Origin of the sequence: Lentzea sokolovensis, assembly GCF_033949975.1 — a bacterium.
GTDB classification, from domain to species: Bacteria; Actinomycetota; Actinomycetes; order Mycobacteriales; family Pseudonocardiaceae; genus Lentzea; species Lentzea sokolovensis.
This window is the reverse complement of record NZ_JAXAVU010000017.1, coordinates 54,565-68,402: the sequence shown is the minus strand read 5'-3', so window position 1 is coordinate 68,402 and position 13,838 is coordinate 54,565. Positions and strand designations below refer to the sequence as shown.

Annotated in this window: 16 protein-coding genes; 3 read left to right on the top strand and 13 right to left on the bottom strand. The window is 69.6% G+C overall.

From position 1 onward, the window contains the following. Window positions 1-61 precede the first annotated feature (61 nt). The 9 genes from SK854_RS43275 to SK854_RS43235 all read right to left on the bottom strand — a co-directional run bounded on the left by SK854_RS43275 (window position 62) and on the right by SK854_RS43235 (window position 8,341). Entirely contained in the window at window positions 62-853 is a 792-nt protein-coding gene (locus SK854_RS43275; protein WP_319980990.1) for a carboxymuconolactone decarboxylase family protein, read from the bottom strand. Further along, the gene (locus tag SK854_RS43270) at window positions 853-2,046 is read right to left on the bottom strand and encodes an RNA polymerase sigma factor (RefSeq protein ID WP_319980989.1); all 1,194 of its coding nucleotides are present in this window, start codon (window positions 2,044-2,046) and stop codon (window positions 853-855) included. The genes SK854_RS43275 and SK854_RS43270 overlap by 1 nt, the downstream gene beginning before the upstream one ends. After that, window positions 2,043-2,414 carry a YciI family protein gene (locus SK854_RS43265; RefSeq protein WP_319980988.1) on the bottom strand — a complete coding sequence of 124 codons (372 nt, stop codon included), beginning with the start codon at window positions 2,412-2,414 and terminating at the stop codon, window positions 2,043-2,045. The genes SK854_RS43270 and SK854_RS43265 overlap by 4 nt, the downstream gene beginning before the upstream one ends. 72 nt (window positions 2,415-2,486) lie before the next feature. Further along, window positions 2,487-3,713 carry an ABC transporter permease gene (locus SK854_RS43260; protein WP_319980987.1) on the bottom strand — a complete coding sequence of 409 codons (1,227 nt, stop codon included), beginning with the start codon at window positions 3,711-3,713 and terminating at the stop codon, window positions 2,487-2,489. Further along, a complete protein-coding gene (locus SK854_RS43255) occupies window positions 3,710-4,384 on the bottom strand; it encodes an ABC transporter ATP-binding protein (protein WP_319980986.1) in 675 nt (224 codons plus the stop codon). The genes SK854_RS43260 and SK854_RS43255 overlap by 4 nt, the downstream gene beginning before the upstream one ends. Then, window positions 4,381-5,406 carry a peptidoglycan-binding protein gene (locus tag SK854_RS43250; protein WP_319980985.1) on the bottom strand — a complete coding sequence of 342 codons (1,026 nt, stop codon included), beginning with the start codon at window positions 5,404-5,406 and terminating at the stop codon, window positions 4,381-4,383. Before SK854_RS43250 ends, SK854_RS43255 begins: the two co-directional genes overlap by 4 nt. After that, window positions 5,403-5,942, bottom strand: a complete 540-nt coding sequence (locus SK854_RS43245) for a hypothetical protein (RefSeq protein WP_319980984.1) — start codon at window positions 5,940-5,942, stop codon at window positions 5,403-5,405. Before SK854_RS43245 ends, SK854_RS43250 begins: the two co-directional genes overlap by 4 nt. A gap of 40 nt (window positions 5,943-5,982) precedes the next feature. Then, on the bottom strand, window positions 5,983-7,668 hold the full coding sequence (locus SK854_RS43240) for a sensor histidine kinase (protein ID WP_319980983.1): 1,686 nt from the start codon (window positions 7,666-7,668) through the stop codon (window positions 5,983-5,985). After that, complete coding sequence (locus SK854_RS43235) at window positions 7,661-8,341, bottom strand: response regulator transcription factor (RefSeq protein ID WP_319981434.1); 681 nt, start codon at window positions 8,339-8,341, stop codon at window positions 7,661-7,663. Before SK854_RS43235 ends, SK854_RS43240 begins: the two co-directional genes overlap by 8 nt. Window positions 8,342-8,438: 97 nt before the next feature. On the opposite strand from SK854_RS43235, the gene SK854_RS43230 reads away from it, so the two are divergent. Then, window positions 8,439-9,356 (top strand): trypsin-like serine peptidase, encoded by a 918-nt coding sequence (locus tag SK854_RS43230; RefSeq protein ID WP_319980982.1) that lies wholly within the window; start codon window positions 8,439-8,441, stop codon window positions 9,354-9,356. A 37-nt stretch (window positions 9,357-9,393) separates the two neighbouring features. Here SK854_RS43230 and SK854_RS43225 read toward each other — a convergent pair whose 3' ends face one another. The 4 genes from SK854_RS43225 to SK854_RS43210 all read right to left on the bottom strand — a co-directional run bounded on the left by SK854_RS43225 (window position 9,394) and on the right by SK854_RS43210 (window position 11,561). Further along, window positions 9,394-10,290, bottom strand: coding sequence for an LLM class flavin-dependent oxidoreductase (locus tag SK854_RS43225; protein ID WP_319980981.1), 897 nt, complete (start codon window positions 10,288-10,290; stop codon window positions 9,394-9,396). Window positions 10,291-10,307: 17 nt separating this feature from the next. After that, the gene (locus tag SK854_RS43220; protein WP_319980980.1) at window positions 10,308-10,523 is read right to left on the bottom strand and encodes a hypothetical protein; all 216 of its coding nucleotides are present in this window, start codon (window positions 10,521-10,523) and stop codon (window positions 10,308-10,310) included. Window positions 10,524-10,578: 55 nt separating this feature from the next. Continuing rightward, complete coding sequence (locus SK854_RS43215) at window positions 10,579-10,866, bottom strand: muconolactone Delta-isomerase (RefSeq protein WP_319980979.1); 288 nt, start codon at window positions 10,864-10,866, stop codon at window positions 10,579-10,581. A 188-nt stretch (window positions 10,867-11,054) separates the two neighbouring features. Beyond that, the gene (locus SK854_RS43210; protein ID WP_319980978.1) at window positions 11,055-11,561 is read right to left on the bottom strand and encodes a DinB family protein; all 507 of its coding nucleotides are present in this window, start codon (window positions 11,559-11,561) and stop codon (window positions 11,055-11,057) included. A gap of 156 nt (window positions 11,562-11,717) precedes the next feature. Between SK854_RS43210 and SK854_RS43205 the strand changes: the two genes are divergently transcribed. Both SK854_RS43205 and SK854_RS43200 read left to right on the top strand, forming a co-directional pair. Next, complete coding sequence (locus tag SK854_RS43205) at window positions 11,718-12,659, top strand: hypothetical protein (RefSeq protein ID WP_319980977.1); 942 nt, start codon at window positions 11,718-11,720, stop codon at window positions 12,657-12,659. Between the two features lie 234 nt (window positions 12,660-12,893). Then, on the top strand, window positions 12,894-13,760 hold the full coding sequence (locus SK854_RS43200; RefSeq protein WP_319980976.1) for an RNA polymerase sigma-70 factor: 867 nt from the start codon (window positions 12,894-12,896) through the stop codon (window positions 13,758-13,760). Window positions 13,761-13,838: the final 78 nt, after the last annotated feature.

Here is a 13,838-nt window from a genome sequence, read left to right as displayed (position 1 = left end):
TCGCTCCTTCGGTTGTCGAGACTGACGAGCGAAGGACGAGCGAGCGGGACCGATCTCGACATCAGCCGCGAAGAAGTTCCAGACCTTTGTCGTGGTGGTCGAGCGCGGCGCCGACGGCTGCGGCGATGGTGACCTCGAAGATCTCGTCCTCGGTGTGGTCCTGCTTGAGACGAGCGATGTCCTCGTCGGTGAGGCGGTAGGAGGCGGTGCGAACCGTTGCCGCGTAGGAACCCCAGGCGTCACCGGCCGCTGCCGCCTGCCTGAGCTCGGGTGTCGTGCGGGCAGGGGCCTCCAGCACGGCACGGCGGAGTTCGGCGGGGGAGCCGGAACCAGGGCCGGTGAGGAAGCGCGGGAACCGGTAACCGAACCGGTGCAGCGACCGCGTGCCCGACTCCATCTGGCCGGGCAGCAGCGCGAACCCGAACGCGTTCGCGAGCCGGTTCACCACCTGCCAGATCAGGCTGACGTTCAACGCGTCCGTCATCGCGTCGGCGGGTACGTCTTCCGAAAGCGTCAGGTTCTCCAGGAATGCCAGCGCCGCAACGAGTTCCGGGCGCAATGGCGAGGGATCACCGGCGATCTTGACCAGTTCGGTGTGCGTGACGGCGCAGTACGGGCATCGCAGGTGTTCAGCCGTGCGCTGCGCCATGTACTCGCGTTCGCCCGCTGTCCAGAACGACGGCCCGCGCATCGCCTCGGCGCTCAGATCGAGGAACACCGCGCCGAAGAAGTCCGGGCGGTACAACAGGGTCTTCGGCACGTCGGACATCGGGACGCGCGACACCAGCCCGGTCAGACCGAAGAACATCCTGGCCGGCAACCGGTGGCCGTGGTCGAGCACGTGCAGCCGCATCAGGGGACCTCCAGGGAACGCAGGCGGGCGGCGAGGAACCGGCGATCGGCCGGGGTGACCGCCAGGTCGTGGGCGAGCCGGTACGCGGCAACGGCTTCGGAGCGCCGGTCCAGGCGCCGCAGCAGGTCGGCACGGGCGGAGTGCAGCAGGTGGTAGGAGTCCAGGCCGCTGATCCCGTCGATCAAAGAGAGCCCGGCCGCGGGGCCGTCGGCCATCGCGACGGCGACCGCGTGGTTGAGCTCGATCACCGGAGTCGGTGCCACCGCGAGGAGTTCGGCGTACAGGGCGGTCACGCGAGTCCAGTCGACCGGGTCCTGCACGTGCAGGGCGGCGATCACGGCGTGCAGCACGTACGGGCCGGGTGAGCCGAACCGCAGCGCCCGGTCGAGCAGCGCCATGCCCTCCGAGATCTCCTCGACGTTCCAGAGCGAACGGTCCTGGTCCTCGAACAGCACGAGGTCACCGTCGGAAGAGATCCGGGCCGCGCTGCGCGAGTTGTGCAGCAACATCAACGCCACCAGGCCGTGCGCCTCCGGTTCGTCGGGCATCAGCGTCGCCACGAGCTTGCCCAGTCGCAACGCTTCGAGCCGCAGCGAGGCGTCCGCGGTCGTGTAGCCGCGCGTGAAGATCAGGTAGAGCACCCCGAGCACGCCCTGCAGCCGTTCGGGCAGCAGGTGGTCGGCGGGCACCTCGAACGTGATGCCGGCGTCGCGGATCTTGCGCTTGGCCCTGACCAGCCGCTGGGCCAGTGCGGGCTCGGCGACGAGGAACGTCCGCGCGATCTGCGCCGCCGTGAATCCTGCTACCGCCTGGAGTGTGAGCGCTAACCGCGCGTCCTCGCCCAGCGCGGGATGGCAGCAGGTGAAGATCAGGCTCAGACGCTCGTCGCCGAGGTCGACGAGCTGCTTCTCGGTCATCGCGACCGGTTCGGGCGCGGACGGCAGCTTGGTGCGGGCCATCTTGGCGCGCCGGATCCGGTCCAGGGCGTGGTTGCGGGCGACGGTGAGCAGCCAGGCGAACGGATCGTCCGGAACTTGTGAACGTGGCCATTTCCGCAACGCCTGCGAGCACGCCTCCTGCAGCGCGTCCTCGGCCAGCTCGAAGTCGCCCAGCGCCCGCACCAGCGCCGCGAGCATCCGGCTCCGGTGCTCGCGGTACACCCGTTCGACCGCTGCAGACGCGAGGTCGCTCATGCCACCCCGTGGTTCAGGCCGGGGATGTGGTCGACGGGGCGCACCTCGATCGTCGCGCCGAAGTGCGCCTGCGGGATCATCTCCGCCAGCTCGAGCGCCTCGTCCAGGTCGCGGCAGTTGAGCAGGTAGTAGCCGCCGAGGTGTTCGTTGGTCTCCGCGAACGGGCCGTCGGTGAGCAGCGCCTTGCCGTCCCGCACCCGCACCGTGGTCGCGGTGGCGACGGGTTTCAGCGGGTCACCGGACACGAACGCGTTCCGGCGCCGGCACTCGTCGGCGAACGCGTTGACCCGCGTGAGGATCTCCTCGAACCGCGGGTCACCGGGGTGCGGGCGGTCCTCGCAGTTGTAGATCAGGAACATGTAGTGCATGCGTGCCCTCCAGTCGTCGTTCCGAGGACGAACGAGATCCCTGGAAGTCGACATTCGAGCACGAGGTGTTTCTCACGGCGCGGCGAGCGCCTCCGTCGGGGTGAGCCGCGACGCCCGCACGGCCGGATAGACCCCCGCGACCACGCCCGTCACGACCGCCGCGCCGAGCCCGGCGAGGACCATCTCGATCGGGATCACCGCGGGCCAGTTGTGCGCGAACGCGTAGCCGGCCGTCCCTGTTAGCCCTAACAACACGCCCGCTACGCCGCCGAGCAGGCACAACACGACAGACTCCGTGAGGAACTGCGTCCTGATCTGACCGCGGTTCGCGCCCAACGCCCGGCGCAGCCCGATCTCGCGCTTGCGTTCCAGCACGGAGATCACCATCGTGTTCGCGACCCCGATGCCGCCGACGAGCAACGCCACCCCGGCGAGGCCCAGCATCAGCGCCGAGAAGGTGTTCTCGGTGAGCCGCTTGGCCGTGAGCGCGTCGGACGGGCGGCTGACCCGCACCTGGGACGGCTGCTCCGGGTAGACGGTCTGGGGCAGCACCGCTCGCACGTCGTCGATCGACGGCTCCCGCGCCCTGAGGTAGAGCACGGTGGGCCGCTCGTCGAAACCGAGGTCCTTCGCCGACTCCCAGCCGACCAGCGCCGACCGTTCGATCTCCGGCGCGAGCGGCAGGGGAGCGAGGATCCCGATCACCGTGAACCACGTGTCGTCGATCCTGACCTGGGCGTCCGTGGCGGTGATGCCGAGCCGGGCAGCGGCGATGTCGCCCAGCACGACGGTCGGGAACTTCGAGGTGGTCTCGGTGAGGAACGTGCCGGTCCGGACGTGGCCGTTGAGCGTGTCCAGGAGGTTGAGCTTCGAGGCCAGCACGGTCAGCCCGGACGTCTCCGAGTCCGGGATCCGGTCGGAACGGCGGATGACGGCGTGCGTGTTCGCGACCGCGCTGACCTGGTCGGCAGGGCCGATGCGCTCGACCATCGCGACGGAGTCCGGTGGCAGCGACGCGACCTCGTTGCCGGTGCCGGTGGCGGCCTCCGCGCGCAGCAGGTTGGTGCCCAGCGCGGCGAACTCCTCCATCAGCGCGGCGCGGCTCGACGCCGGGATGCCGGTGACCACGACGAGCGTGGCGATGCCGATGGAGATGCCGAGCGCGGACAGCACGGCCCGCATCGGCCTGGTCCGCAAGGGGGACAGGCCGAGCAGCAGGAGATCGGTCGGGCTGAGCCGGGTGGGTGTGACGTCACGGGGGTTCGCGGACTTGGCTCGGTGTGCGGTGTGAACGCTCACGCCGTCACCTCCGCGCGGATGCGGCCGTCCCTGATCTCCACCTGGCGTGGCAGCCTCGCCGCCACCTCACGGTCGTGGGTGATCACCGCGATCGTCGTGCCCTCGCTGTTCAGGTCGAGCAGCAGGTCCAGGACCGCGCGCCCGGTCGCCGTGTCCAGCGCACCCGTCGGTTCGTCGGCCAGCACGAGTGCGGGCCGGTTCACCACGGCGCGCGCGATGGCGACGCGTTGGCGTTCACCACCGGACAGCTCGTGCGGCCGGTGCCGAAGTCGGTGACCCAATCCCACGCGGGTCAGCGCTTCGGTCGCCATCGCGGCACGCCACTTGCGCGGGGTGCCCGCGTAGAGCAGGCCGGTGGCCACGTTGTCGATGGCCGTGAGGCCGTCCGCGAGGTGGAACTGCTGGAACACGAACCCGATCCGCCGCCCGCGCAACGCCGACAGCTGCCGGTCGGACAGCGTGGAGATGTCGTGCCCGTCCAGCCTCACCGTGCCGCTGGACGGGCGGTCCAGCGTGCCGAGCAGGTTGAGCAACGTCGACTTGCCCGAACCCGAGGGGCCGACGATCGCGACGGCCTCACCTTCGTGCAGCGTCAGGGAAACACCGTCGAGAGCGCGCACACCGCCCGCGTACTCCTTGACGGCGTCCAGGATCTGGAGAACCGGGGTCACGACGTCGTCACCACCCGCATGCCCTCGCTGAGGCCACCGCCGCTGATCTCGACCAGTCCGCCCGCGAACAGGCCGGTCTTCACCGCGACGAGCCCGCCTTCCTCGGTCTGCACCGCGTAACCGCCCTCGCGCAACGCCAGCAGCGCCGTCACCGGCACGGCCAGCACGCCCTGGCGCGCGGTGCTGGTCAGCCGGATCCGCACCGGGCCCGAGTCGAACTCGCCTACCTCGGTGTCGAGACCGATGTCGACGGCGATCACCGGGGTCTCCTCGCCGTTGCCGTTCTTCTCGGACTTGGCCTCCGTGCTGACCGACCGCACGGTTCCGGCGGTCTCGGTGCCGTTGGGCAGCACGACGGTGACCTTCAGGTCCTTTTTGAACACTTCGGCCTGCCGCGCGTCGATCGAGGCGTCGACCGCCTTGCCGGTCGCGGTCACGCTCATCAGCGAGCCTTCCCCGGACGCCGACAGCTTCGCGGTGACCGACTCGACGCGCACCTTCCCGGACAGCACCACGACGTCACCGGGGTCGATCACGCCGCTCTCCTCGACCTTCTCGGCCTTCTGCCACCGCTTGACCGCGTCGATCGTGGCCTGCGTCAGTTCGTCCGGTGCTCCACCGAGCTTGTAGCCGAGAGCTCCCAGGTTGTCCTTCACGATCTTCACGTCCGGGCCCTTGGTTCCGGCCTTGTCGAGCTTGCGCCACAACGGGGTGTCCCCGAAGAACAACCACACGGGACGGTTGTCCACTTTGTACACGGCGGCACCGCGATCGACGGCCGCGCCAGGAGCGGGGAGCCAGGTGAGCGTGCCCGCCCGTCGTCCCGTCACCTCCTGCGAGGCGCCGAAACCGAGGGTGGCCTTGAACTCCCGGACGTCGGTCAGGTCTGTCTTCACCACGGCGACGGTCCGGGGCGCCGGTGGTGGCGAGGACTGGGCGGGCGCGCGGCGCGTCCAGGTGAGCGCTAACACCCCGCTGACCAGCACGAGAGCGACGACGCCGGCGATGATCCACCGCTTCACTTACGCCCTCCGCCGAACACTTCCTGCTCGCAGTCCTCCTCGATCTTGCGGCGCTGGTCCTCCGGCAGGGTCTGCTCGCCGTCGTAGGTCCAGCTGCCGGGCTCGGTCTCGATGACCTTCATGCCACGGCTGTTGAGGCACTGGACGTTCTTGTGCCAGTTGTCGGCGAACGTCGGATTGCTGGAGTCCATCTCCCACGGCGGCAGCGGCCACGTCTTCGCGCACAACTTCCACGCCTCGTCGCTGTACTGCGCGGGCCGGAGGGTGCCGGAGGGACCGGGGCCGGTTCCCGTCGCGTTCGGGTCCTTCTCGGCGAGGCAGGCGGTGTGAGCGTTGTACAGCCGCTGCTTTTCCTCCTCGGTCATGTCCATGCGCAACCGCGGCTGACCGTCGTCTTTGGGCGTCGCCGCGCTGGAAGAAGGCGCGACGGCACCGGAGGACTGCAAGGACGCGACGTTCGAGGACGAGGGAGGCGCGGCCTGGCCGCACGCGGAGAGCAGCAGCACGGCGGCGCCGATCAACAGCCTGGGATTCATGGCGGCGATGCTGCCGGGCGGTTGTGAGGAAGATGTGCGCTCAGCGTGCCGGCAGCGTGATCGTGAACGTCGTCCCGCGCCCGACCGCGCTGTCCACCGTGATCGTGCCGCCGTGAGCGCTCACAATCGCGTGCACGATCGCCAGACCGAGCCCGCTGCCGCCGGTGTCGCGGGTGCGGGAGCGGTCCGCGCGCCAGAACCGGTCGAACACGTGCGGCAGATCCTCGGCGGAGATGCCGGAACCCGTGTCGCTCACCACGATCCTGCCGCCCGACGAGACGAGACGGACCGTCTCGTCGGAGGGGGTGTAGCGGAAGGCGTTGGTGACGAGGTTCGTGAGCACCTGCCGCAGCCGCACCGGATCCGCGTGCACCACCCCGCCGCCCTCCGCGACGAGACCAGGATGTGCGGCGACGAGCTGGTCGAACAGGTCCCGCAGGTCGACGGGCTCGGGATGCAGCCGCAGCTCACCGGCGTCGGCCAGCGCGAGGTCCTGCAGGTCGTCGATGAGCCGCTGCAGCACCAGGGCCTCGTCGAGCAACGACGTGAGCGTCGGGCGGTCCAGCTCGACCATGCCGTCGCGGGCACCCTCCAGCCAGCTGCGGATCGTGCCGAGCGGGTTGCGCAGCTCGTGCGAGATGTCGCTGGTCATGGCCTTGCGCTGGGCGTCGGTGCGGGCCCGGTGCGCGGCCATGTCGTTGAACGCCCGCGCGAGCTGGCCGATCTCGCTGCGGGACCGGATGTCGACCTGGGCGTCGTCGCCGTGCCGCAACCGTTCGGCGGCGGCTGTGAGCGTGCGCAACGGCCTGGTCATCCGCAGTGCGACGACCACGCTGACCCCGACGGTCAGCACCAGCACGATCGCGGCGACCAGCACGATCCGGCCGACGTCGAACCTCACGACGGTCGCCTGGGTCGTTTTGCCGGCGGGATCGGTGACGAACAGGAGCGCGGGCGGAGCCACGTAGGGCCGGAGCTGGGTCCTGCGCGCGTTCACCAGGCACTCGGTGTTGGTGGCGGTGGGCTGCCACGACGCGTTCATCTTGATCCGCTCGGCGGGCAGGCCGCGCTGCTTCAGGCAGTCGTTGACGAGGAGGTCGAGTTCGTTGAACGCGGCGGACTCCCCGAGGGTGAGCGTGGTCAACCGGGTCTGGATCTCGGTGCAGGACGGCGTGGACGGGGCGGCGGTCGTCCTGTCCACGTTCACGATCGGGCGGCCCCAGGCGGTCGTCGGCGTCGTCTCCGCCTGCGCCGCCTCGCCCGGATTCCGGCAGCGCGTCTGGTAGACCTCCGCGTCCTGGGCGAGGCTGCCCTTCTCGCGCTCGGTGAGCTGGAACGGGCCGGCGATCCTGGCGTCGATCCGGTCGGCGGGGGAGTCCGGTGCCTGCGCGAGGTCGAGCTCCAGCGGGTCGATCACTGCGGACGGCACGGCGGGCAGTTGGCCGGGGTCGAGGTTCGTGCCGGTGTCGGAGATGACCCTGCGATCGGCCGTGGTGAGGATCAGCCGGCCCTTGCCGGGCTTGAGCGCGACGCCGTTCCAGTCGCGGTGCTCGACGGCGAACGTGATCAGCTCCCGGTACGTGGCGGCGTCCCCCGCCAGCGCGTTGCCGAGCTCCTGCCTGATCGACGTCGACGTGCTCTGGGCGGCGAGCCACGCGGTCGCGGTGATCGAGCAGAGCGCGACGAGCACCGACGCGGCCAGCAGCCGCGCCAGGACGCTATGCACCGGACCCGTCCACCAGCTTGTATCCGACGCCGTGCACGGTCAGCAGGTACGCGGGCTTGCGCGGCAGGACCTCGATCTTCTTGCGCAGGTTCATGACGTGAGCGTCGATGGTGCGGGAGGTGATGTACCCGTCGAGCCCGTGCACCGCGCTGAGCAACTGCGCGCGGCTGAACACCCTGCCGGGGCTCGCCGCCATCGTGTGCAGGATCCGGAACTCCGACGCGGTGCACTCGGCCGCGTCGCCGCGCACCCGCACCTCGTGGCGGTCGGGGTCGATGACGAGGTCGCCGAGCGCGATGTCGTTCGCGGCCGTGCGCTGGACGCGCCTGAGCAACGTGCGCACGCGGGCCATCAGTTCGCGCGGGCTGTAGGGCTTGGTGACGTAGTCGTCGGCGCCGAGGTCGAGGCCGTGCAGCAGATCGTCCTCCGTGGACTTCGCGGTGAGCATGAGCACCGGGATCTCCGTCTCGTTGCGCAACGTCCGCACGACTTCGAGCCCGTCGACCTTCGGCATCATCACGTCGAGGATGAGCAGATCCGGCGGATCGCGGCGGATCTCGTCGAGCGCGGCGGATCCGTCGTGGACGATCCGCACCCGGTAGCCCTCCTGACGCAGGTATCTCCCGAGCATGTCGGCCTGCATCACGTTGTCCTCGGCCACCAGCACGCACATGCCCATGCGTCGCAACATAGTCACTCGTGCCGCCGCCGCACGGGATGAGGACTCGTTCCGCACAAGATCCTCACAACTGACTGCCACGGTCGGCTGCATGCGAATACTCAGCGTGGTCGCGCTGCTGCTCCTCGGTGCGCCGGGCCTGGCGGCGGCCTCTCCTCCCGACTCCGACGTGGTCGTGCACGATCTCGACACGGACGGTGTGGTGGCCTACTGGACACCGGAACGGATCGCGGCGATGCCGACCGGGCCGTCCGCGCCACCCGGAACGCCCGCCGTCGACGACCCGACCGGCGCACCGGCTCCGAACAGCAGGTCCATCGGCCGCCTGTTCTTCGTCGATCGAGACGGCGAGGACTCGAGCTGCACGGCGACCGTTGTGGTGAGCGCTAACAAGCGCACGGCGGTGACCGGCGGGCACTGCGTCCACACGGCGAACCTGATCGGCCAGGACCCGAGGTGGCACTCGAAGATGCTCTTCGTGCCGGGGTTTCGCGACGGTGCCCGGCCGTTCGGCGAGTTCGTGGTGCGCAGGGCGATCGTGAACAGGACCTGGATCACCGACGACCAGCAGTCCGAGTACGACCAGGCGTTCCTGGTGCTGGACAAGCCGTCCGGCGTGAGCGAGAACATCGCCTTCGACCGGCCGGCCGACCGGTTCGCACGGGAGTACGGCTACCCGCGCGCCGCCGGGCAGCCCGGCCACCAGGGCAGGCCGGAGTTCACCGGTCAGCGGCTCGCGCAGTGCTGGGGTACGCCCGCCCACAACCCTGGCCACCCCGAGCAGCCGGCGGACGAGAACCTGTGGGGCGTGCCGTGCGACATGGGCGGCGGCTCCAGCGGCGGGCCGAGGATCAGCGGCAACGCCGTTGTGGGCGTGAACATCCAGAGCTTCCACCTGGACGCGAACGGCCAGTGGGTCGCGCCCGGTCAGGGCGTCCGGCACCTCGGTGGGGCCCAGTTCAGCTGGAGGATCACGGCTCCGCTGTACCAGCGGGCGCAGCGAGGCTGACTGGAGCGGCCGCGATCCTGCCGGGGGATCGCGGCCCTCACCCGGCGGGTTCGAGATCGCCGGCGATGGCGGCGATCAGCTCGTAACTCCGGCGCCGGTCCGCGTGGTGGTAGATCGGCGAGGTGATCATCAGCTCGGACGTGCCGGTTTCGTCGAGCACCGCCTGGAGCTTGCGTGCGATCGTGTCGGGGCCACCGACGAGGACGCGGCCGTCGTCGGGGAGCGCGGCCACGTCCTCCGGGCTGGGCAACAGGATTCGGTTGCCTTCTCGCCTGCGGCGCACCTTCGTCCTGATCGGCCCGGCGAGCCACTCGGCCCGTTGATCGTCCTCGGCGCAGATGACGGAGACGCTGACCAGATCCGCCGCGCAGGTCAGTTCCGGACTGAGATGCCGCGCGAACGCGAACGGCACGCCCAGCTCGGCGGCCAGCGTCGCCGTGCTCGGAGACGAGCCCAGCAACCACAGTTCCGGCACGTTGCCGCCCTGGACCGGTACCGCGACGGTGTCCGACGGGTTCAGCGACGCCTGCAGTTCTCGCAGTTGATCGCGGTACGGCCGGTCGCTGCGGCGCAAAGCCGAAACAACGGACGGCGGACCGCCTGGTGCACGACCGACGCCGAGGTCGATCCGCCCGGGATGCAGGGCCGCGAGCGTGCCGAACTGCTCGGCCACCACGAGCGGCGGATGGTTGGGCAGCAGGACACCGCCGGAACCGACGCGCAGGCGGGAAGTCACGGCCGCCAGGTGCGCGACGAGCACGGCCGGTGCGGAACTGGCGACCCCTCGCATGCCGTGGTGCTCCGGCACCCAGTACCGGTAGAACCCCAGCTCTTCCGCCAGTTCCGCGAGATCGACCGTGTTGCGCAACGCTTCGCGCGGCGTCGACCCCCGCACGATCGGTGACGTGTCCAGCACCGACAACCGCAGCCCCATGCTCTGGAGGTTACGGCTCAGCAGCGTTCGTCGGTCCGTCCCCAGTAGACGTTGCCGTCGCCCCACACCTCGCCGCACGCACGCGTGCACTTGGTTAGGGCGTTGGTGCCCTTGGACCAGACGTGCTGCTTGTTGGTCCCGTTGACGTTGCTGCTGTAGTCACGCGACCCGTTCACGACCATGGCGGCGCTGGAGTTGAAGCTGCCGGGCTGCGCGGCGTAGAAGTCCCACACGTAGGTGTAGGCCCAGTTCTTGCCGCAGCCCTTGCACGGGTCAGTCAGCGGTAAATCACGGTTGTGCCGCCAGATCGGAGGGGTGCGTCGCCAGCGGCGTCACCTCGATCCGCATGTGCTCCCACAGCGGCAACGACGACAGGAACGCGTGTAACTCGTCGTTGGACGGCACGTCGAAGACGCTGATGTCGCTGTACTGGCCCACGACGCGCCACAGATGCGGCCACACGCCCAGCTTCTGCAGTTCCAACTCCCGGTCCTTCTCGGCTCGGACCAACTCGGCGCGATCGTTGGGGTCCATGTCGTAGGGCAGGGAAACGTCCATCCGCACGTGGAAGAGCACGGTCACCTCCTGGGTTCGTGACCGGGAATACCCGCCACGACCGGGAACTGAACCGTCTTGGGTGGAGGGTGGTGGCCCGGGGAGAGCAGCCGGCCTCGCGGACCGAACGGCTGGATCGGTTCAAGACAGAAGCTCCACCTCGAAGGGCTCGCGCAGTTCTTCGGCCCGGCCGTCGTGGCGGCGGAGCCTCATGCCCCTGTGACGCCGTCGATTCCCTCGCGCAGGAAGTCCGCGTGACCGTTGTGCCGGGCGTACTCGTGGCAGAGGTGGTTCATCACCAGCCGCAACGACACGTGCTCCTCCCACCGCGGCTGATAGCCCGTGACGTCGAGCGACTCGGCCTCGCGCTCGATCCGGCGCGAGTGCTCGACCTCGGCCTGCCACGCCTCGAACGCCTCCGACCGCGTGGATTCCGAGGCGTCGTAAGCCACCTGGTAGTCACCCGAGTCCGACCACACCAGCGGGATGTCCTCGCCGTTGATGACCTTGCGGAACCAGGTTCGCTCCACTTCGGCCATGTGCCGGACGAGACTGAGCAACGTCAGCGTGGACGGCGGCATCGAGCGGCGGCGCAGGTCGTCGTCGGACAGGCCGTCGCACTTCATCGCGAGCGTGGCGCGGTGGAAGTCGAGGAACGCGCGCAGGGTCTCGCGTTCGCCCGCCTGCATCGGAGGGCTGGGGCGTTCGGTGATCACGGCGTCAGTTTGAGCACAAAGCGGGTCTTCCGCATCCGGATTTGGTGTATGAGTAGTCCCGTCGTCTACGTGATTCTGGGGGAATCAATGATGCGTGGATCAGCGCTCGTCGCTGCAATTGGCTTGGCGTGCACGGCTTTCACGGCACCTGTGGCGGTGGCCGATCAGGCAGCCTGCGAATGGGTCGTGTCGAACGTGCCGGTGCCGTCCGGGTACGACGCCCGGTTCACGACGGTGAAGGGCACGGACAGCAACGGCAACTACTCGGGCAACGCGCTCCGGCAGGGCTCGACGGACAACTCGTACGACGCCGTGTTCTGGACCGGCGGACAGCCGAGAGTGCTTCAGGAGGTGGAGAACCTCAAGAACCTGCACGTGTCCGACGAGAACCGGTCAGGCACCGTGCTGATGTTCGGCCGTTTCCCGGACCGCACCGCGGCGGTGCTGTACTCCGGTGCGCACGAGAGCACCGGAACGATCACCGAGCTCCCCGGTCTGGAGGGCTACCGCATCGACGTCCCGCGAAAGATCAACGAACGCGGCGACGTGCTGGGCGGCGCCACGCGGCTCTCCGACGGCGTGGCGGTGACGGTCCTGTGGACCGCGTCCACGCCAGGGGCCGCGCCTCAGATCATCGAACACTCCGTTGGCCGCGGCGAGGACCTGGACGACGACGGAACGGTGTTGCTCAGCCACCCGACCGGCAACGGCGGACTGTTGTGGCGCAACGGTGTCGTGACGCCGCTCGAACACCAGGGCAAGCGCCAGGTCGTCAACGCGATCCGGGGCGGCAAGGTGGTCGGCTACCAGCTCGAAGGCTCGTGGCCCAACGCGCAGGCCCTGCTGTGGGACGGCAACGGCGTGGTGAAGCGCATCGCGGGCGCCGCGTCCGCGTACACGATCACCGGAGGCGGCCTGGTCACCGGTCAGCGGTCATCGCTGACGGGCAAGGCCGCGATCTGGCGGGACACCACCTTCAAGACCGAGCTGCCGCTGCCGAGCGGGGTTTCCGGCGTGTCGGAGCTGTTCGTGGCGGGTGACGACGAAACGCTCTTCAGCAAGTCGGGTTCGGGACCACTGCGCTGGAGCTGTGACTAGGGCCTGTGTCGAAGTCCGGTCCGCGACAGCCGAGCCCGACGCGGCCCCTGGCGGCACGGCCGGACGACCCACGTACAACACCGGTACGCGGGCCGTCCGGCCGCACCACCAGGAACCACCTCAAGCGCGACTCTCATCGAACCCGACTTCGACACACGCCCTATCCGTGTGAGGCGCCACATCACCGCCTTCTCCCATCGGCGCTACGGTGACCGGTGGGAGAAGGGGTGGCGGATGACGCAGCAGCTGGACGAGGCCGAGTCGGTGTTCGCGGCGGCCCGGCCGAGGCTGTTCGGCATCGCCTACCGCATGACCGGCAGCGTGGCCGACGCCGAGGACCTCGTGCAGGAGGTGTGGGTGCGCTGGCAGCTCGCGGACCGCGCCGCCGTGCTGAACCCCGAGGCGTACCTGGCCACCGCCATCACCCGCCTCGCGATCAACGAGTCGCAGACCGCGCGGGCCCGCCGCGAGACCTACGTCGGGCCGTGGCTGCCCGAGCCCGTCGACACCTCCGCCGACCCGCAGGTCGGTGCGGAACAGGGCGCGGTGCTGGAGCTCGCGGTGCTGATGCTGCTGGAGAAGCTGACCCCGACCGAACGGGCCGCGTACGTGCTGCGCGAGGCGTTCGACTACCCCTACCGGGAGATCGCCGAGATCGTGCAGACCAGCGAGGTCGCGACGCGGCAGCTGGTCAGCCGGGCGCGCAAGCACCTCGCGGACGAACGCCGCGTGCCCGTCGAACGCGCGGACCAGCGCAAGCTGCTGGAGGCGTTCGTGGCGGCGGCGCAGGCCGGTGACCTGGCCGGACTCGAGAAGCTGTTCGCGCAGGACGTCGTGAGCTGGTCCGACAGCAACGGCGCGATCCGGGCGGCCGGTCGTCCGCTGGTCGGCGCGGCCTCCCTGGCGAAGATCATCTCGGGCTGGGCGCCGTCGTTCTGGGCCGGCGCCGAGGCGTCGTTCGTGGAGGCGAACGGGCTCACCGCCATCCGGCTGCGCAGGGACTCCGGCACCTACGCCGTGATCACCGTGACGGCCTCCGGCGAAGGTATCGACCAGGTGTTGTGGCTGGTCAACCCCGACAAGCTGGCCGCGTTCAGGTAGGCCTGTCACAACTTCGGGGGCTGTCCTGTCTTAGCTCGTGAACACCCGCACGCGGCGGGCTCACGAGAGGGACGGACC

Bases quoted from the DNA above. Each gene is read 5' to 3' on its own strand.
- SK854_RS43275 (WP_319980990.1), bottom strand. From the start codon at position 853: ATGCGGCTGCACGTGCTCGACCACGGCCACCGGTTGCCGGCCAGGATG.
- SK854_RS43270 (WP_319980989.1), bottom strand. From the start codon at position 2,046: ATGAGCGACCTCGCGTCTGCAGCGGTCGAACGGGTGTACCGCGAGCAC.
- SK854_RS43265 (WP_319980988.1), bottom strand. From the start codon at position 2,414: ATGCACTACATGTTCCTGATCTACAACTGCGAGGACCGCCCGCACCCC.
- SK854_RS43245 (WP_319980984.1), bottom strand. From the start codon at position 5,942: ATGAATCCCAGGCTGTTGATCGGCGCCGCCGTGCTGCTGCTCTCCGCG.
- SK854_RS43235 (WP_319981434.1), bottom strand. From the start codon at position 8,341: ATGTGCGTGCTGGTGGCCGAGGACAACGTGATGCAGGCCGACATGCTC.
- SK854_RS43230 (WP_319980982.1), top strand. From the start codon at position 8,439: ATGCGAATACTCAGCGTGGTCGCGCTGCTGCTCCTCGGTGCGCCGGGC.
- SK854_RS43225 (WP_319980981.1), bottom strand. From the start codon at position 10,290: ATGGGGCTGCGGTTGTCGGTGCTGGACACGTCACCGATCGTGCGGGGG.
- SK854_RS43200 (WP_319980976.1), top strand. From the start codon at position 12,894: ATGACGCAGCAGCTGGACGAGGCCGAGTCGGTGTTCGCGGCGGCCCGG.